Genomic DNA, 16,712 nt, shown 5'->3' on the forward strand with positions numbered 1-16,712 from the left:
CAGGTTTCAATGGCTCGCCCCGGCGGCCATGGATCGCGCCGCCGGTGCGGGGCTCATGCCGCTCCGGCTGATGCCGGCCAGCCGGGTGCGCTTCAGCAGCAATGCGTTGATCGCGACAAGTGCGGAACTGCCCGACATCGCCAGCGCAGCGACCTCCGGGCTGAGCAGCACGGGATAGAGCACGCCCGCGGCCAGCGGAAAGGCGATCACATTATATCCGACCGCCCACCACAGATTCTGATGCATCTTGCGAAGCGTAGCCCGGGAAAGCGCGATCGCCCCGACAATGTCATAGGGATCGCTCTTCATGAGGACGACATCGGCACTTTCCATCGCGACATCGGTGCCCGCCCCGATTGCGAAGCCCACATCTGCCTGGGTGAGCGCCGGCGCATCGTTGACCCCGTCACCGACCATGCCGACGCGCTGGCCCTGGGCCTGCAGCTCCCTGACCTTCTCCGCCTTCTGCCCGGGGAGTACATCGGCAAGGACGATATCGATGCCGAGCTCATCGGCGATACGCTTGGCCGTGCCGGCATTGTCGCCGGTGATCATCGCGACCTTGACGCCGCGCTCCCGAAGCGCCTCGACGGTCGCCCTGGCGGTTGGACGCGCCGCATCGGCAATGGCGATCAGCCCGAGGATCTCGCCGCCACGCGCAACATGGACGACGGTGCGCCCAGCCCCTTTCAGGCGTTCGGCAGGTTCAGCGAGAGCACCCAGCGCAACCTTTCCCTCATCCATGAGGCGCCGGTTACCGAGCAGCACGGTCGCGCCTTCGACCTCGGCGCTGGCGCCCTTCCCTTCGATATCGGTAAAGTTGCGCGTGTCGGGAAGCGTCACGCCCGATGCGCCCTCCAGGATCGCGAGCGCAAGCGGATGATCGGAGTTGCGTTCAATCGCACCCGCCATGCGGAACACCTCGTCGCTGGTGATACCTTCCGCCGCGACGACTTCTACGACCTTGGGCTGGCCCATGGTGAGCGTCCCCGTCTTGTCGAAGACGATGACGTCGAGCTTGGTCGCATCCTCGAGCGCGCTGGCATTCTTGAACAGGATGCCGTTCATCGCGCCAAGGCCGGTACCGACCATGATCGCCATCGGCGTGGCAAGCCCGAGGGCGTCGGGACAGGCGATCACGAACACCGTTATGGTCATGGTCAGCGCAAAAAGCAGCGTCGCACCCAGAATCCAGTACCATATGGCAAAGGTCGCGAGGCCGATCAGAATTGCCGCGAGCACCAGCCACTGCGATGCCCGATCGGCGAGCAACTGCGCCGGCGCCTTTGAATTCTGCGCCTCCTGGACGAGCTTGACGATCTGGGCGAGCGCGGTGTCGGCTCCGACCTTGGTTGCGCGATAGCGGAAACTACCGCTGCGGTTGATCGTCGCGCCGATCACGGTGTCCCCGGGCGCCTTCGACACCGGCATCGATTCGCCGGTGAGCATCGACTCGTCGACCTCCGATTTGCCCTCGAGGATTTCGCCGTCGACGGGAATCTTGTTGCCCGGCCGGATCAGGACGACATCGCCGGCCAGCACCTCGGCCGTCGGCACTTCGACGTCCTTACCGTCGCGCTGCACCGTCGCCATGGGCGGCGCCAGATCCATGAGCGCGCGGATCGCCTGGGACGCGCCGGCGCGGGCGCGCATCTCGAGCCAATGGCCGAGCAGGATGAAGATGAGCAGGACGGCGGAGGCCTCGTAGAATTGCTGGCCCTTGAACAGGAATGTCGACCCGACGCTGAACAGATAGCCGGTGCCGACGCTCAGCAGGACGAGCACCGCCATGTTGAGGACACCGTTGCGAAGCGCGCGGATCGCGGCGACGACGAAGGGCCAGACGGGATAGAGGATCGCCGCGCTGGCAAGCAGGAACAGGGTGAGGTCGAGACTGAGCCCGAACACCGGCTTCAGCAGGGGGTGGTCAAGACCCATCGGCGACAGGGCGAAGATCGGCAGGCCGAAAACGAGGCTGACGATGAACCGGTTGCGCATGTCGCGCGCCATGGCCGCCATGTCCATGCCGTCGCCATGGCCCATTTCGTGCGCCATCGCGTCGTGTTCGGCCGCGACCGGGGTGCGATCGGGCGCGGCCTTTGCGGGTGCGGACGGGACGCCAGCGTGATCATGAGGATGGGCCATGGCCGCGGCAGCGGCCGAAAGGGTTGTAGTTCCAAGGGCGCACACATGGCGCGGAACAAGACGGCCGCCGCAATGGAACCCGCAATCCGTGATCACGCGCTGGAGATCGGCTTCACTGGTGCGGGCCTCGTCATAGCTGACGGTGACACTGTCGGAGGCCGTGTTCGCGGTGGCGCTGGCAACGCCGGGTGTGCGCCGCAGCTGCTTTTCGGCGCCAAGATGATCGAGCGGCTCGAAGGAGCCACGCAGTTCGAACGTAACGGTCTTCATGGCGAGACTCCGAAATCATGGCAACGCGCCGACAAGTGATCGGCACGGACTGTCGGGCGACCCGTCATAGCATGGGTCGGGTCGAAGGGCCGCTTCTTGCACCGCACCCCGACGGGTCAGGTCGTCAGGCCCGATAGGGTAGCGCGGCTTACATAGCCGCCGGCGCACGTGCGCTGGATCCAGGCGGACTGTCCGCAACTCTCTAGGCCATGTCGGCCAGCAACCGGTCGAGCGACACGGTTGCGAAGGTCGTGAAGCTGTCGGCGAGCGCATAGGGCAGCAGTAGGGTCCGTCCGTGCACCAGTGCGCCGCAGGTGTAGGCAATGTTCGGGACATAGCCGTATCGTTCATCGGCACTTGGCCTGAGCAGCGGATAAGTCGTGCGCGCCAGCAGTTTCGTCGGATCGTCCCGGTCGAGCAGACAGACTCCGATGCAGTAGTTGCGTACCGCGCCGACGCCGTGGGTAATCACCAGCCACCCCTCGTCTATCTCGATCGGCGAACCGCAATTGCCGATCTGCACGAACTCCCAGTCCCAGCGCGGCGAGACTGCCTTTGCCCCGCCGTGCCAGTCGTAAGGATCGTCCGAGGTCAGAAGCCAGATATTCTCGTGATCAAGGCGTCCGAGCATGGCGTAGCGACCGTCGATCCGCCGCGGGAAAAGGGCCATCCCCTTGTTGCCGGCCGTATCGCCGCGAACGGCGTTGAGGTCGAACGTCAGGAAATCGGTGGTGCGCAGCATTTCCTGCCGGATCGCTTCGCCGCTAAAGGCGGTATATGTTCCGAAATAGGTGACGCTGGCGTCGTCGTCGACGAACCGAACAAGCCGCACATCCTCTATGCCGTGCCGCTGGGCCAGGGTCATCGGAAACATCACGACCTCGGACAGATCGCGGCTGCCTTCGCAGAACAGCCGCAGCCCCGGGTCGTCCGGCACACCGCTGGGGATGGTCTCGATCCTGGGCGCGACCGCCTGCAGGCCGGGCTCGTCAACGGTGACGGTGCCGTCCGCCTCGCAGATCCCGGTGCGGAACGTCACCGTAGAAATATGACCTTCACCGACGCCGCGCAGCGACAGAACGAATCGCACTGCACCGCCTGGCACGCCCGACTGATCCGGGTGGGGAACGATGCTCGGATTGAGCAGCGCCGCAGCCTCGAACGCATATTCCTCGCTGAAATAGGCCCCGATCAGCAGCGCCTGCCTGTCCTCGATCGAGCAATGATCGATCAGCAGCCCGTTCACTTCGTGGAACCGGCGCCGAAACACGCGGTTCACGTCGCGGTGGCGCTCCGTCAGTCCCGCCGTAACCCGCGCGAAATCGGTCCTGACATCGGCATGGCTGAGCGCCAGGACGCGGTCGGCGATCCGCTGGGCGCGTGTACGATCCTTTTCCGCGACGTCGGGCGGGTCTTCGGCAGGCGTGAAAGTTCGGATCACGACTCGTCGCGGATCGGGCCGCAGCAGGATCGGCAGACGGGTCGCAAGATCGTCGTTCAGCATAGATACCTTGGTCCTGTTGCCGGGCAGCGGCTGGTTCCCTGAAGACAGGGATATGCCCGGCTCGATGCCGCCGACTTCATACTGTCGCGGCGTCCGGCGCGGCGTCCACATCATGCGGAGCTCTGAACGCCCTGTAGAGCACTCGCGGTCTGAACTGGCCCCTGGACACTGCGGACGTGGTTCGGCGCAGTTCGAGCAATTCATAGACTGCAACCTGAGCGGACCGGACCGAATATTCGACCGTGAAGACGTCGTCTTCGGGAAGCCCACAATAATGACCAGGGAATGCCAGATTGGTCGCCCGGTTGGGCACGACCGGCGGGAGACCGCCGCTGACGCGCGACAGGAACTGGCTCCGGCTCCGTCGCCGTCAAGATCTCCTGGTGCTGCACCCTGGGCTCACCGCTGATCTGCGCCTGCGGCGGGCGTCACGCCGACCAGGCGCGCGAGGCGAGGCACGAACGGCGGTACGGTTTCCATATAGCGGCGATACACATCACCAAATTCGGTGATCGCCTCACGCTCCTCGGTCCTAGCCAGCCGCAGATACATGAAGACAAGCACCGGAAACATCGCGAGCGTGAGGATGGTCGGCCACTGCAGCAGAAATCCGAACATCACCAGGATAAACCCGACATATTGCGGGTGCCGCACATAGGAATAGATGCCGGTCGTTGAGAGCTGGTGGCGCTTCTGGGCGTCGTAGAGCGCCTTCCAGCCGGTCGAGATCAGCACGAAGCCGCCGCCGATGAGGAAGAAGCTCGCGATATGGAAGGGGCCGGCATGGGGATTGGTCCGCCAGCCGAACATCATTTCGAGCAGGTGGCCGGCATCATGGGAGAACCAGTCGATATTAGGATAGCGGCTCTGCAACCAGCCGGACAGGATATAGATGGTCAGCGGGAAGCCGTACATTTCGACGAACAGCGCAACCAGAAACGCGCTGAAGGCGCTGAAACTGCGCCAATCCCGCGTGGTTCGCGGCTTGAAGAAGCTGTAGGCGAACAGGATGAAGACGCCCGCGTTGACGACTACCAGGCCCCATAGCCCGTAGGCCTGCATGTGGTCGTTCACTGGCTTTGCTCCTCGACGGAAGCGTGATCAGCCCCAGGCTGTGCCGCCGCCCCTTGAGGATGATGCCCGTGCCCGTGATGCATGAAGAGGTGCATCAGCGGACAGGACAGCAGGAACAGCCAAGGAAGCGCGCCGAGCACATGCGCGCGGTGTTCGGTGAACAGCAGCACGAAGCCGATCGCCAGAAATCCCATCATCACGACGCCTGCCCGTGACGTCAGGAAGCGCCCCTGTCGCGGATGCTCCGGATAGTCCTCAACCATCGTCACGCTCCCTCCAGGCATCAAGGCCTTGCTGACATTACTGCCCGCTCGGATGATGCTAGTCATGTCCTGCATCCGGCGCGGGGGTGGCTGGCGGAACCGCCGGGCCGGCGGGCGGAGGCGGGGGCTGCATCATCTGGCATTTCGCCATCATGCCCTTTTCCATCATCCCGCCCTGCGGCATCACGCCACCCTGCGGCATCGGCTTGTCCTGCGGCATCATTCCGCCCCTAGGCATCATTCCGCCCTGGGGCATCGCGCCACCCGGCGTGGCGCCGGCACCGCCTTCCTTCATCATCGGGCATTTCATCGCGTCGTCCGGGTTATCAGGCTTGGCGGGCAGCTGGGCCGCCGGAGAAGCCGCAGCTGGATGGTGAGCGGTGTGGTCGGTCGTCGTCTGCGCAATGGCAGGCACAGCAACCGCAGCGGCAAGAGCTGCGGCGAGGATAATCGATTTCATCTCGGTCTCCGTTGATCTGATGAACAGGTAAGACTTTGCCTGTTTGCGACGTGCCCCGGTGCGTCGGGATCGGCGTCGACCGTACAGCCCGGCATCATCGCGCCGTGGAAGAACTGACGCGTCACTTTTGCGAACATTACGCTACCGTCGCGAGCACCTCGCTGGCGGGGGCGCAGCGGCAGCCGGAGGCCCAGGGACGCCATCAACGGCCGAACAAGTTGTAGAAGATCGCGAACAGCGCTCCGACGACCGCCCCGAAGATAATCGACCAGCACAGTCCTGCCGCAAGCGCGATAAACGACCCCGGTAAAGCGGGCGTGAACATCGTCATATACATGTGAGACGCCATCGGGCCGAACAAAGCCGCAGCGATCCAGCACAAAACAAAGATTGCAAAAAGAACGGCGGCACCGGTTGCGGCGCACCGAACGATGCTTAGCTTGCCTGTTACGCTCATGTTTGCTTTCTTTATCAGGGATTAGTCTGAGACGCGTCGATGATCTATACCATACGTATTTCGCCTAATCTTCGTCCTGGCCACCATTTACTGCCGGGAACCGGAGCCTGCCAATTCTGGCGCCGGATCCCGTCGACGCTTCCTCCGATCCGAACGGATCGACCCCGGCAGGTTCGGCGCTCGCGTCCTGATCCGCGAGTCCTCTCCACAGCGCCCGCCTGCAATTCTGGAGCGACCTCATCCGGCGGGGCCCCTTCGCCCTTTCATCATGCCCGGCATATCTTTCATGATTTCATCATGATCGGCCGGAGCAGACGCGACGATTGCCTTGTACTGCGCCGGAGTCAGGGACGGGAGTTTCCCGATAAAAGCGACCATATCCCAGATTAGCTGATCGTCATGGGTGCGCCCCCACGCCGGCATCGCGGTCAATTTGACCCCGTGCTTGATCATCCAGAATTGCTGGGCAGGCGAGTGAGCAAGCCCGTGACTGAGCTCCGGGGCCTGCGGATACAGCCCCTGGCTGATCTCGGTCTTTTCCATGCCCGGCGCCAGATGGCAGCCGCTGCACATCTCGGCGTAAAGACCTGCGCCGACGGCGATCCGGCTCGGGCTATTCAGATCGGCCGGCGGTTTGATATCGCGCGCACGGACGGCAATCGAGCGGTCTCGAACCCCATCGATCAGCCAATAGACCGCCTTGCTGTGCGGGGCGTCCGCGCCGACATTATAGACACCCACATAGATCACCACAGCCGCAAACGCCGTGATGACAACCACAGCGAGTGCGACGAACGATAAGCTGGGCAGGTGTCGACTGACGTTGAAGGTCTTGAACGTGGCCATTCCGGACGTCTCCCTTGTGACCGCGGCGGATCAGTGAACCCGAGGTGCGTGTCCATAATACGCGCCATGCCGGCGCATCCCTCGTTATTGTCGAGCGGTCACCGCCAGCGAAGGCAACGGGTCGAAACGGGCTCGGTCCGAGGCTGGACGTCGTCGCCCGAAACCGTCACCGCAACGGCACACCGGCGGGGGGCTCGCACTATCGAGTTGCGAGGGGTAGCTGCGACTGAGACGTATTCCATGAAGAAGGGGCGGAGACGGACCATGAATGACGAACTCGATCGGATGCTCGCGGGGTTGGCGACAGTGCCGACGCCGGGACGACTGGCGAATATGGACGGTCTCGTCCTGTCGCGGCTGAGCATCGAAGCGGTCGAGGCCCGCGCCGGCGCGAGGATCGGAGCGGGCGCGGCGGTCGGAGCACTCGTCATGGGCCTCATCTTTTCTTCGGCGCTTTCCGCGCCCTCGCCCGGTGCATCGCTTTCCGCGTTCGGCAGTTCGGCGGCGCTGGCTCCTTCGACGCTCCTGGAAGGCGGCCGGTGACGACTCGGATTCGGGTACTTGGCATCGTCGGTGCCGCGTTCCTCGCGGCGATCCTGGGTGTCGTCGTCGGCGGAGAATTGGTCGCGCATCGCCCTATGCCGGATACTGAGCTTCACCATGTGCTGCACAACCGGCTTGACCTGGACGAGGGACAGAAGGTGCGGCTTGACGCTCTGGAACGCCGGTTTGCCGTTCGCCGGAAGGCGATCGAACTCGAACTGCGTGCCGACAACGCAATGCTGGCCGAGGCGATCGAGACCGAACACGGCTATGGTCCGAAGGTCGCGGCGGCGGTCGACCGGTCGCACGAGGTGATGGGGCGGCTCCAGAAGGAGACGCTCGCCCATGTATTCTCGATGCGGCAACTGCTGAGGCCGGACCAGGCGGCGACGTTCGACCGGGCGGTGACGAAGGCGCTGACCGACGAAGGGCGGTGAGCCTCGATCTTGCCACCCTCGCCGACGGCGAGCTCGCCACACTCAGCCTCGCCGGTCGAGACGGCGCTTTCGCGGAGATCGTCCGGCGCCACCGCGACGCGCTGTATCGCGTCGCGCTCGCAAGTCTGGGCGATCGCGAAGACGCGCTGGACGCGGTACAGGAGACCTTCATCGCCGCGCACCGGGCGCTTCGACGCTTCGACACCGCCCGCACCATGCGACCTTGGCTCGCCAGAATCACCCTCAATCGGTGTCGGGATAGTCTTCGCCGACGCCGGGTCCGCAGGATATTGCGGCCGTTCGCTGGCGCCGACGATCCCGTCGCGTCCGTGCCGGACGATCGGCCGGGCCAGGATGTCGAGGCCGCCGACCGCGAGGAACTGGTGCGGACGATGCGCGCCATCTCGAGACTCCCGGCGGCAATCCGCGAACCGATCGTGCTGCGAACGATCGAAGGTCTCAGCCAGTCAGAAACCGCACTCGCACTCGGCATCACCGAAAAGGCGGTAGAGACGAGACTGCGGCGCGCGCGTGAACGGCTCAGGATGACCCTTGGGATGGTCGAACCAGGATCATAGGCGGGGCGTTGGTCGATCGTTGCGCGCGTTGCCCCGGAAAAAGGTCGGGACGACGAGGGATAGCTGAAGGCCGCGCGTAGAGACGGGGAAGGCCGGCAATCAGGCGGCATCGGAGCAGCAATGAACGATCGTATCGACCGCCGTCAGCTTCTACGCGGGGCTTCCCTTGCCGGAACCGGCATCGCGCTCGCCGCGTGGATGCCGGCATGGGCGCAAAGCCTTTCGGCAGGGATGACAGCCCCGCTGCCAAGCGTATCCGGCGAGGACATCACGTTGCGGATTGCACGCCAGACGATGATGATCGACGGCCGGCCAAGCCGAGCGATCGGCGTGAACGGGACTGTGCCGGCACCGTTGATCAGGCTCCGGCAGGGGCAGAATGTCCGCCTTCGCGTCGTCAACGAGCTCGATGAGGACAGCTCGATCCACTGGCATGGGCTGCTCGTACCGCCGCAGTTCGACGGGGTGCCGGGGGTTTCCTTTCCCGGGATCAAGCCGCGCTCGACCTATCTCTACGAATTCCCGATCAGGCAGGCCGGCACCTACTGGTATCACAGCCACTCGGGCGGGCAGGAGCAGCTGGGCCTGTACGGTCCGCTCATCATCGATCCGGCCGGCGCCGACCCCATCCAGTCCGACCGTGAGCATGTGATCGTGCTGTCCGACCACAGCCAGATGTCCCCGGAGGCGATCTACGCGAAGCTCAAGCAGATGCCGGGTTACTTCAACTATCAGAAGCAGACGCTCTCCGGGTTGCTGGCGGGAAGGGATCAGCCGCTCAAGGACCGGATCACGTGGGGCAGGATGCGGATGGACCCCACCGATGTCTCCGACGTCAACGGTTCCACCTATACCTTCCTGGTCAACGGCCACGGGCCGGAGGACAATTGGACGGCCCTGTTCACGCCGGGCGAGCGCGTGCGCCTCAGGATCATCAACGCATCGTCGATGACCACGTTCAATGTCCGCATTCCCGGATTGACGCTGACGGTCGTGCAGGGCGACGGGCAGAATGTCCGTCCGGTCGCGGTCGACGAGTTCCAGATCGGCGTGGCCGAGACATATGACGTCATCGTGAGCCCCACAGACGATCGCGCCTACACGCTGGTCGGCGAGAGCATCGATCGCTCGGGCCTGGCGCGCGCCACCCTCGCCCCGCGCGCGGGCATGGCCGCCGAGATTCCGCCCCTGCGCAAGCGCCCCCTCGCCACCATGACGGACATGGGCATGGGCGGAGCGCAGGGCGCGGACGGCAAAGCGGGCATGGCTGCCGGCAGCGACGGCGCAATGGCCGCTATGGATCATGTCAGGACGGACAGCGACATGGCCGCGATGCCGGGCATGGCGAGCCAGCATAGCGCTTCGATGCCGGGGACTGCTCCGGCGGCCGGCGAGATGCAGGGCATGGACATGAGCGGCATGAACATGCGCGACTTCTCGAACGCGCCAAAGGTCGACCGCAATCCCGGTGTTCAGACCATCTCGATGTCACCGATGGATCGTACCGGCGAGCCCGGCCAGGGGCTCGAGAATGTCGGCCACCGCGTGCTCGTATATCGTGACCTGATGGCACTTGAGCCCAATCCCGACATACGTGCGCCCGAGCGCTCGCTCGACATCCATCTCACCGGCAACATGGAGCGCTTCATGTGGGCGCTGGACGGCGTGAAGATGTCCGACACGATGGAGCCGTTCCCGTTTGTCCAGAACGAACGGGTCCGCGTGAACCTGATCAACGACACGATGATGGGGCACCCGATTCATCTTCACGGTCACTTTTTCGAGCTTGTGACGGGTCATGGCGACCATGCACCGAGGAAGCACACGGTGATCGTCCAGCCCGGCAGCAAGGTGACGTTCGACCTCACCGCGGACGCGGTCGGCGACTGGGCGTTCCACTGCCATCTGCTCTATCACATGATGGCCGGGATGATGCGCATCGTGACCGTGCGCCCGCGGGGAGAAGCGGCATGAAGCGGCTCATGGTCGCCGTCGCGACGTTTCCGATCGCCCTCCTGTCCGCGCCGGCATCGGCGCAGGACATGAAAGGCATGAAGATGCCCGGCATGACGATGCCGGCACCCCCCGCCAAGAAGCCGGTCGTGCCAAAGGCCGCCAGAAAGAAGCCGGCGGCGGCGACGTCGACGGCCCGCGCGCCAGGCAAGCCGAAGCCCGTTGCGCGCGCCCCGGCGCAGAAGAGCAATGGCGCTGCGACGCCCGCGGCGACCGGACCCAGTGGCGAGCCAGTGTCCGGCATGGACGGAATGAAGGGCATGGTAATGCCCGGCGATGCGCCGGTGCCGCCGCAGCCGATGCCGGGAATGCCGATGTCGCCCGCGCAGGCCGGTGCCCCGGAAATGCCCGGCATGCCGGGCATGACGACGTCGGGAACCGCGCTGCCGGCAGGAAACGCGCCTGCCCCGGCGCCGCCGGCCGATCACTATGCGGATCGCGCCTTTCCGCAGCGCGAGATGAATGCGGCGCGCACCTCCATGATGAAGGAGAGCGGCCGACAGAATTTTCATCAGGTCTTCTTCAACCTCGCCGAATACCAGTTCCATGAAGGCAAGGACGGCTATCGCTGGGACGGACAGGCATGGTTCGGCGGCGATATCAACCGTCTGACGGTGAAGACCGAGGGTGAAGGCACGTTTCGTGAAGGTGTCGATTCAGCCGAGGTCCAGGCGCTCTACAGCCGTGCGATCGGGCCATATTTCAACCTGCAGGCCGGCGTCCGCCATGATTTCCAGCCCTCGCCCACTCGTAGCTATGCGACGGTCGGCGTGGAGGGGCTCGCGCCCTATATGTTCGAAACCGAGGCCGCCCTGTTCCTGTCGGAAAAGGGCGATGTGCTCGGTCGCCTGGCGGGCTGGTACGACCAGCGCATCACCCAGCGGCTGATCCTGCAGCCACGTGTGGAACTGAATCTCGCAGCGCAGGACGTGCCCGAGACGCGCATCGGCGCCGGGCTGAGCAATGCCGAGCTCGGCCTCAGGCTGCGCTACGAGATTGCACGCGAGTTCGCACCCTATGTCGGTATCTCCTACGACGCGAAGACCGGGCGCACTGCCGACTATGCTCGCGCCGACGGCAGGAATCCGACGACGACCAGCTTCATCGCCGGGGTCCGGTTCTGGTTCTGAAGCTTTTGGGCGCGCAACGCGCTCGGCCATGAGCCCGGGCAGCTTTCCCGACCATGATGAAGACGGAGCAACGCGATGACGATCAAGACCCTGGCCGCCACCCTGGCGCTGTTGACCTCGACCGCCGCGCTGGCGTCGGACATTATCGTGCACCGCGATCCGGCCTGCGGGTGTTGCGGGAAGTGGGCTGCGCTCGTGAAGGCCGGGCTCGGTCTTCCCGTTACGATCGTCGACGATCCCGCCCGGGCCGCGTTCGATGATCGCCTTGGCGTGCCGAAAGACCTGCGATCCTGCCACACAGCCATAATCGATGGCATGGTGTTCGAGGGACATGTGCCGGCTGCGGACATGAAAAGGCTGCTTGCGACCCGGCCGAAGGGCATAACCGGGCTCGCCGTGCCCGGCATGCCGATGGGATCGCCCGGCATGGAAGTCGCCGGGATGCGGGCGCAGGGCTATGACGTCATCGCGTTCGGGCCCGGCGGACGCCGCGTGTTCACTCATCACGGCTGATCCTGCCCCGGGTCGATCACGTCACGGCGAACTGCCCCATCATGCCGCCATCCTCATGTTCGAGGATGTGGCAATGATACATGAACGGCGCGCTCGCAGCAGGCTGGTCGAACCGGATCAGCAGTTCGACCGGCTCCTTCACCAGGATGGTATCGCGCGGGCCCTGATCGAGGACGTCGGGGTTGCCGCCGTTACGGCGCAGCACGTCGAAATGTACGCCGTGGATATGAAACGGGTGATTCATCGTTTCACCCGAGACCTCCCAGATCTCGACATCGCCGAGGCGGACCCTCTCGTCGATGCGATCCGGATCGAACGGCTTGTCGTTGATCGTGAGCCCCGCTTCGCCCCCCATCATGCCGCCCATCGCCATGTTGAGAACCAGACGGCGGCGACGGACGGCCCTTGCGGAATCGGGTGGCGTGCGTGTGACCAGAAGGGTCGGCGCAGAGGCTGCGGCGCCCGCTTTGGTCATCGGGCGAGGTTCGAACCACAATATTGTCGAGCTTGCCGCACTGTCGGCGCCGCCGGAACTGCCACCCCCCATCATTCCCATGCCTCCCATCGCCGACGCGTTGGCATCCGGACCGGTGACGAGTGAGACGGGTTTGCCATCCACGAAACTCACCAGAATCTCCGCCCGCTGACCCGGCGCCAGGGTTAGGGCCTGCAATTCCACCGACCGCTCGAGAAGGCCGCCCTCGGTGCCGATCCAGTAGAAGCTGCGGTCATCGCTGAACGAAAGCTCATAGATGCGGGCGTTCGACCCATTGACGAGTCGTAGCCGAACCAGGCGGTTGGGAACGGCAGCTCGCGGATTTGGCGCGCCGTTGACCATGATCGTGTCGCCCCGCCGGCCTTGCATCGCAACCATCATGCCGGTCGGCATCACCAGACGACCATTCTCGAATTGCCTGTCCTGGATCAGCACCGGCAGATCGTCGACGCCATAGTCGGAAGGCAGACCGAGGCCCTGCTCTTCCTCGTCGGTGACGAGCAGCATACCTGCCAGGCCTGAATAGACCTGTTCCGCCGTCAGGCCATGAACGTGGGAATGATAGAACAGGGTCGCGGCCGGCTGACGGATCGGCAGCGTCGGACGCCATGTCGCGCCGGGCGCGATCACCTGATGCGGGCTACCGTCAAGCTCACCCGGCACCAGCAGCCCGTGCCAGTGCACCGTCGTATCGGCCGACAGGCCGTTGCTGACGGCCACCCGCACATCATCGCCGCGGTGAACCCGCAGAGTCGGGCCCAGATAGGTGCCGTTATAGCCCAGGGTGGCGCTTGGCCGGCCGGGAAAAAAGGCGGTCTCGCCTGCCTGCGCCTTCAGGCTGATCATCTGGCCTTGCTTGCGCGCATCGATCAGGCGGGGAATCGCCAGCTGCACGGCGTCCCCCGGCGCGCGCGCCGTCGATCCGGGTCCACGCGAACATGCCGCTGCAAGGAGCAGGCCGCCGCCAGCCAGCAATGTCCGCCGGGTCAGCATGGCCGCTTCGGACCGGATGAGCATTCAGCGAGCCGATCGATGATCGGGCATCCCGGCCGATCGTCGCCATGGCATCGACCGGCGAGATCGAGCAGCGCCGCCCGCATGACCTCGAGCTTGCGTGCCTTGTTCCCGAGTTCTTCGGCCCGCGCCTGGGCGAGTGCCTTGACCTCGGCGCTGGAACGGTCGCGATCGCTCCAGAGCGACAGCAGTTCGCCGATTTCCTCGATCGGAAAGCCCAGATCGCGGGCGTTCGCGACGAAGCGAAGGCGGTGGACGTCGGCGTCCGAATAGTCGCGATACCCGCTATCGCGGCGCGGTGCCGCGGGCACCAGGCCGATCTTCTCGTAATGCCGGATCATGCGCTGCGAGACGCCGCTGGCTTTCGAGGCGTGCCCGATGTTCACAGGCTCACCCGCTTGAGCCGGAGTGCGTTGGTCACGACGCTGACCGAGGAGAGCGCCATCGCCGCCGCCGCGATCATCGGCGAAAGCAGGATGCCGAACACCGGATAGAGCAACCCGGCCGCGACCGGAATGCCGGCCGCGTTGTAGACGAACGCGAAGACCAGATTCTGGCGGATGTTGGACATCGTCGCCTGTGAGAGTTTGCGCGCGCGCACGATTCCCATGAGATCTCCTTTGAGCAGGGTGATGCCGGCGCTCTCGATCGCGACATCGGTGCCCGAGCCCATCGCGATCCCGACCTCGGCGGCGGCCAGCGCGGGAGCGTCGTTGACGCCGTCACCCGCCATCGCGACGATGCGGCCTTCGCGCTTGAGCCGGTCGATTACCGCGCTCTTCTGGTCAGGCAACACTTCTGACTCGACCTCGTCGATGCCGAGCTGGCGCGCTACGGCCTCGGCCGTCGTCCGGTTGTCGCCGGTCAGCATGACGACCCGGATGCCTTCGGCACGCAGCGCGACAAGCGCCTCCCCGGTGGTCTTCTTGATCGGGTCGGCGATCGCCAGAACCCCGGCGACCCGGTCGTCGACACCCGCGAAGATCGCGGTGGCGCCATCGCGTCTCAGTTCGTCGGCCCTGGCGGCGAGCGGCGCTACATCGATACCATGCTCGTCGAGGAATGCGGCGTTGCCGAGCACGATCCGCCTGCCTTCGACTGTCCCGAGCGCGCCCTTGCCGGTCGGCGCGTCGAAGTCGGCCACCTCGGGGACCGCGATGTTCCGGTCGCCTGCCGCTTCGACGATCGCACGCGCCAGCGGGTGTTCCGATGCGCGTTCGACGCCGGCGGCGAGACGCAGGATCTCGTCCTCGCCAAAGCCTTCGCCCGCAACGATCTTCGTGACCGATGGCCGGCCTGCGGTGAGCGTTCCGGTCTTGTCGACGACAAGCGTGTCTACCTTCTCCATGCGCTCCAGCGCTTCGGCATTCTTGATGAGCACGCCCAACCCCGCACCCCGACCGACCCCAACCATGATCGACATTGGCGTGGCGAGACCCAGCGCGCACGGACAAGCGATGATCAGGACCGCCACGGCAGCGACAAGGCCATTCGCGAAGCGCGGCGCCGGTCCCCAGATGCCCCAGGCGGCAAAGGCAATGAGCGCGACGGCGAGGACCACGGGGACGAACCAGCCCGCCACATGATCCGCCATGCGCTGGATCGGCGCCCGCGAACGCTGGGCTTCGGCGACCATCTGGACGATGCGCGCCAGCATGGTGTCGCGACCGACCTTGTCGGCGCGAATTACCAGGGCGCCGGTCTGGTTGATCGTGCCGCCGATAACCTTGTCGCCGACTGCCTTTGTGGTCGGCATCGATTCGCCGGTCACCATCGACTCGTCGAGCGACGAGCGGCCGTCCTCGACAATGCTGTCGACAGGCACCTTCTCGCCGGGCCGGACACGCAGACGATCACCGACGACGATCTTGTCGAGCGCGACTTCCTCGTCATTTCCGTCCGCACCGACGCGCCGGGCGGTCTTGGGCGCGAGGTTGAGCAGCGCCTTGATGGCGCCCGACGTTTGCTCGCGGGCGCGCAGCTCGAGTACCTGGCCGAGCAGAACGAGAACGGTGATCACAGCCGCCGCCTCGAAATAGATCGCGACGGTTCCATCAGGTGACCGGAAGGCAGCGGGGAATATGCCGGGAGCGAGGGCCGCTACCACGCTATAGACCCAGGCCACGCCCGTCCCCATCGCGATCAACGTGAACATGTTGAGGTTGCGTGTCCTAAGCGAGGCCCAGCCGCGCTGGAAGAATGGCGATCCGGCCCAGAGGACGACGGGCGTGGCGAGGATGAGCTGGATCCAGACCGACACCCGCATCGACACCAGATGATGGAGCGCGGGAAACACATGGCCGCCCATCTCGAGAACGAACACGGGCAGCGACAGGACCAGCGCGATCCAGAAGCGGCGGGCCATGTCGGCGAGTTCTGGACTCGGCCCCGTGTCCGCTGTCACCGTCGCGGGCTCGAGCGCCATGCCGCAGATCGGGCAGGCGCCCGGATGGTCCTGCCGGATTTCCGGATGCATGGGGCAGGTCCAGATCGTCCCGGGCGCGGCCTCGGGAGCGCTGGCCGTCGCAGGCGCAAGATATCGGTCCGGATCGGCGACGAACTTGCCGAGACAGCCCGCGCTGCAGAAATAATAGGTCGCGCCATCGTGCGACGCATGATGCGCCGCGCTTTCCGAATCAACCGTCATGCCGCACACCGGGTCTATTGCCTGTGTCGCGTCCGACGGTGCCTGTCCGTGGTGATGATGTTCTTTTGCGGCATGCGCTGCGTCTTTCATCGGAATCCTCCTGGCATGTCGGGCGATGTGGGGTTTGACACTGTGTTAGGGTCAAGGGGTCTGGCCCGCATTACGGTCAATTACCTATCGGAGCAGATGTTTTTGAATGACGCTCTCGAAGCGCCCGATGACGGCAAGACGCTGCGTACAAGAAACGTGCGTTTGACATCACGCGGGGAAAGAGCCGCTGGCTATGACGGCAGGGAAAATCGTCCAAAACGGCGATAATCTT

17 protein-coding genes are annotated in these 16,712 nt (G+C 64.9%); 6 read left to right on the forward strand and 11 right to left on the reverse strand.

Annotation, left to right across the window (positions count from 1 at the left end; genetic code table 11):
- Nucleotides 1–6: 6 nt before the first annotated feature.
- The 8 genes from U1839_RS16105 to U1839_RS16140 all read right to left on the reverse strand — a co-directional run bounded on the left by U1839_RS16105 (nucleotide 7) and on the right by U1839_RS16140 (nucleotide 7,019).
- Nucleotides 7–2,415 carry a heavy metal translocating P-type ATPase gene (locus U1839_RS16105; RefSeq protein WP_332804616.1) on the reverse strand — a complete coding sequence of 803 codons (2,409 nt, stop codon included), beginning with the start codon at nucleotides 2,413–2,415 and terminating at the stop codon, nucleotides 7–9.
- Nucleotides 2,416–2,617: 202 nt separating this feature from the next.
- On the reverse strand, nucleotides 2,618–3,919 hold the full coding sequence (locus U1839_RS16110) for a glycoside hydrolase family 130 protein (protein WP_332804671.1): 1,302 nt from the start codon (nucleotides 3,917–3,919) through the stop codon (nucleotides 2,618–2,620).
- Nucleotides 3,920–3,995: 76 nt separating this feature from the next.
- Nucleotides 3,996–4,265 (reverse strand): oleate hydratase, encoded by a 270-nt coding sequence (locus U1839_RS16115; protein WP_503653550.1) that lies wholly within the window; start codon nucleotides 4,263–4,265, stop codon nucleotides 3,996–3,998.
- A 53-nt stretch (nucleotides 4,266–4,318) separates the two neighbouring features.
- On the reverse strand, nucleotides 4,319–4,981 hold the full coding sequence (locus U1839_RS16120; RefSeq protein WP_332804672.1) for a methyltransferase family protein: 663 nt from the start codon (nucleotides 4,979–4,981) through the stop codon (nucleotides 4,319–4,321).
- An 8-nt stretch (nucleotides 4,982–4,989) separates the two neighbouring features.
- Complete coding sequence (locus U1839_RS26810) at nucleotides 4,990–5,322, reverse strand: DUF2933 domain-containing protein (RefSeq protein ID WP_443030628.1); 333 nt, start codon at nucleotides 5,320–5,322, stop codon at nucleotides 4,990–4,992.
- Nucleotides 5,315–5,716, reverse strand: a complete 402-nt coding sequence (locus tag U1839_RS16130) for a hypothetical protein (protein ID WP_332804617.1) — start codon at nucleotides 5,714–5,716, stop codon at nucleotides 5,315–5,317. Before U1839_RS16130 ends, U1839_RS26810 begins: the two co-directional genes overlap by 8 nt.
- Before the next feature lie 202 nt (nucleotides 5,717–5,918).
- Nucleotides 5,919–6,173: a hypothetical protein gene (locus tag U1839_RS16135; RefSeq protein ID WP_332804618.1), complete on the reverse strand. Its 255-nt coding sequence runs from the start codon at nucleotides 6,171–6,173 to the stop codon at nucleotides 5,919–5,921.
- A gap of 237 nt (nucleotides 6,174–6,410) precedes the next feature.
- Nucleotides 6,411–7,019 (reverse strand): c-type cytochrome, encoded by a 609-nt coding sequence (locus U1839_RS16140; protein WP_332804619.1) that lies wholly within the window; start codon nucleotides 7,017–7,019, stop codon nucleotides 6,411–6,413.
- A gap of 264 nt (nucleotides 7,020–7,283) precedes the next feature.
- Here U1839_RS16140 and U1839_RS16145 point away from each other — a divergent pair, with 264 nt between their 5' ends.
- From U1839_RS16145 to U1839_RS16170, 6 genes are all read left to right on the forward strand, one after another.
- Complete coding sequence (locus U1839_RS16145; RefSeq protein ID WP_281126578.1) at nucleotides 7,284–7,562, forward strand: hypothetical protein; 279 nt, start codon at nucleotides 7,284–7,286, stop codon at nucleotides 7,560–7,562.
- Nucleotides 7,559–7,999 carry a periplasmic heavy metal sensor gene (locus tag U1839_RS16150; RefSeq protein WP_332804620.1) on the forward strand — a complete coding sequence of 147 codons (441 nt, stop codon included), beginning with the start codon at nucleotides 7,559–7,561 and terminating at the stop codon, nucleotides 7,997–7,999. Before U1839_RS16145 ends, U1839_RS16150 begins: the two co-directional genes overlap by 4 nt.
- Nucleotides 7,996–8,577, forward strand: a complete 582-nt coding sequence (locus U1839_RS16155; RefSeq protein ID WP_281126576.1) for an RNA polymerase sigma factor — start codon at nucleotides 7,996–7,998, stop codon at nucleotides 8,575–8,577. Before U1839_RS16150 ends, U1839_RS16155 begins: the two co-directional genes overlap by 4 nt.
- Before the next feature lie 120 nt (nucleotides 8,578–8,697).
- Nucleotides 8,698–10,551 (forward strand): copper resistance system multicopper oxidase, encoded by a 1,854-nt coding sequence (locus tag U1839_RS16160; RefSeq protein WP_332804621.1) that lies wholly within the window; start codon nucleotides 8,698–8,700, stop codon nucleotides 10,549–10,551.
- On the forward strand, nucleotides 10,548–11,720 hold the full coding sequence (locus tag U1839_RS16165) for a copper resistance protein B (protein WP_332804622.1): 1,173 nt from the start codon (nucleotides 10,548–10,550) through the stop codon (nucleotides 11,718–11,720). The genes U1839_RS16160 and U1839_RS16165 overlap by 4 nt, the downstream gene beginning before the upstream one ends.
- A gap of 75 nt (nucleotides 11,721–11,795) precedes the next feature.
- On the forward strand, nucleotides 11,796–12,233 hold the full coding sequence (locus U1839_RS16170) for a DUF411 domain-containing protein (RefSeq protein WP_332804623.1): 438 nt from the start codon (nucleotides 11,796–11,798) through the stop codon (nucleotides 12,231–12,233).
- Nucleotides 12,234–12,249: 16 nt separating this feature from the next.
- Here the strand turns inward: U1839_RS16170 and U1839_RS16175 are convergent, their stop codons facing one another.
- Genes U1839_RS16175 through U1839_RS16185 form a run of 3 tightly spaced genes read right to left on the reverse strand, consistent with a single transcriptional unit; the run spans nucleotide 12,250 to nucleotide 16,480 of the window.
- Nucleotides 12,250–13,746 (reverse strand): multicopper oxidase family protein, encoded by a 1,497-nt coding sequence (locus tag U1839_RS16175; protein ID WP_332804624.1) that lies wholly within the window; start codon nucleotides 13,744–13,746, stop codon nucleotides 12,250–12,252.
- Nucleotides 13,716–14,129 (reverse strand): Cu(I)-responsive transcriptional regulator, encoded by a 414-nt coding sequence (cueR, locus tag U1839_RS16180; protein ID WP_332804625.1) that lies wholly within the window; start codon nucleotides 14,127–14,129, stop codon nucleotides 13,716–13,718. Before cueR ends, U1839_RS16175 begins: the two co-directional genes overlap by 31 nt.
- Nucleotides 14,126–16,480: a heavy metal translocating P-type ATPase gene (locus U1839_RS16185; protein ID WP_332804626.1), complete on the reverse strand. Its 2,355-nt coding sequence runs from the start codon at nucleotides 16,478–16,480 to the stop codon at nucleotides 14,126–14,128. Before U1839_RS16185 ends, cueR begins: the two co-directional genes overlap by 4 nt.
- Nucleotides 16,481–16,712 lie beyond the last annotated feature (232 nt).

This window comes from Parasphingomonas halimpatiens, assembly GCF_036663795.1.
Classification (GTDB): domain Bacteria; phylum Pseudomonadota; class Alphaproteobacteria; order Sphingomonadales; family Sphingomonadaceae; genus Sphingomonas.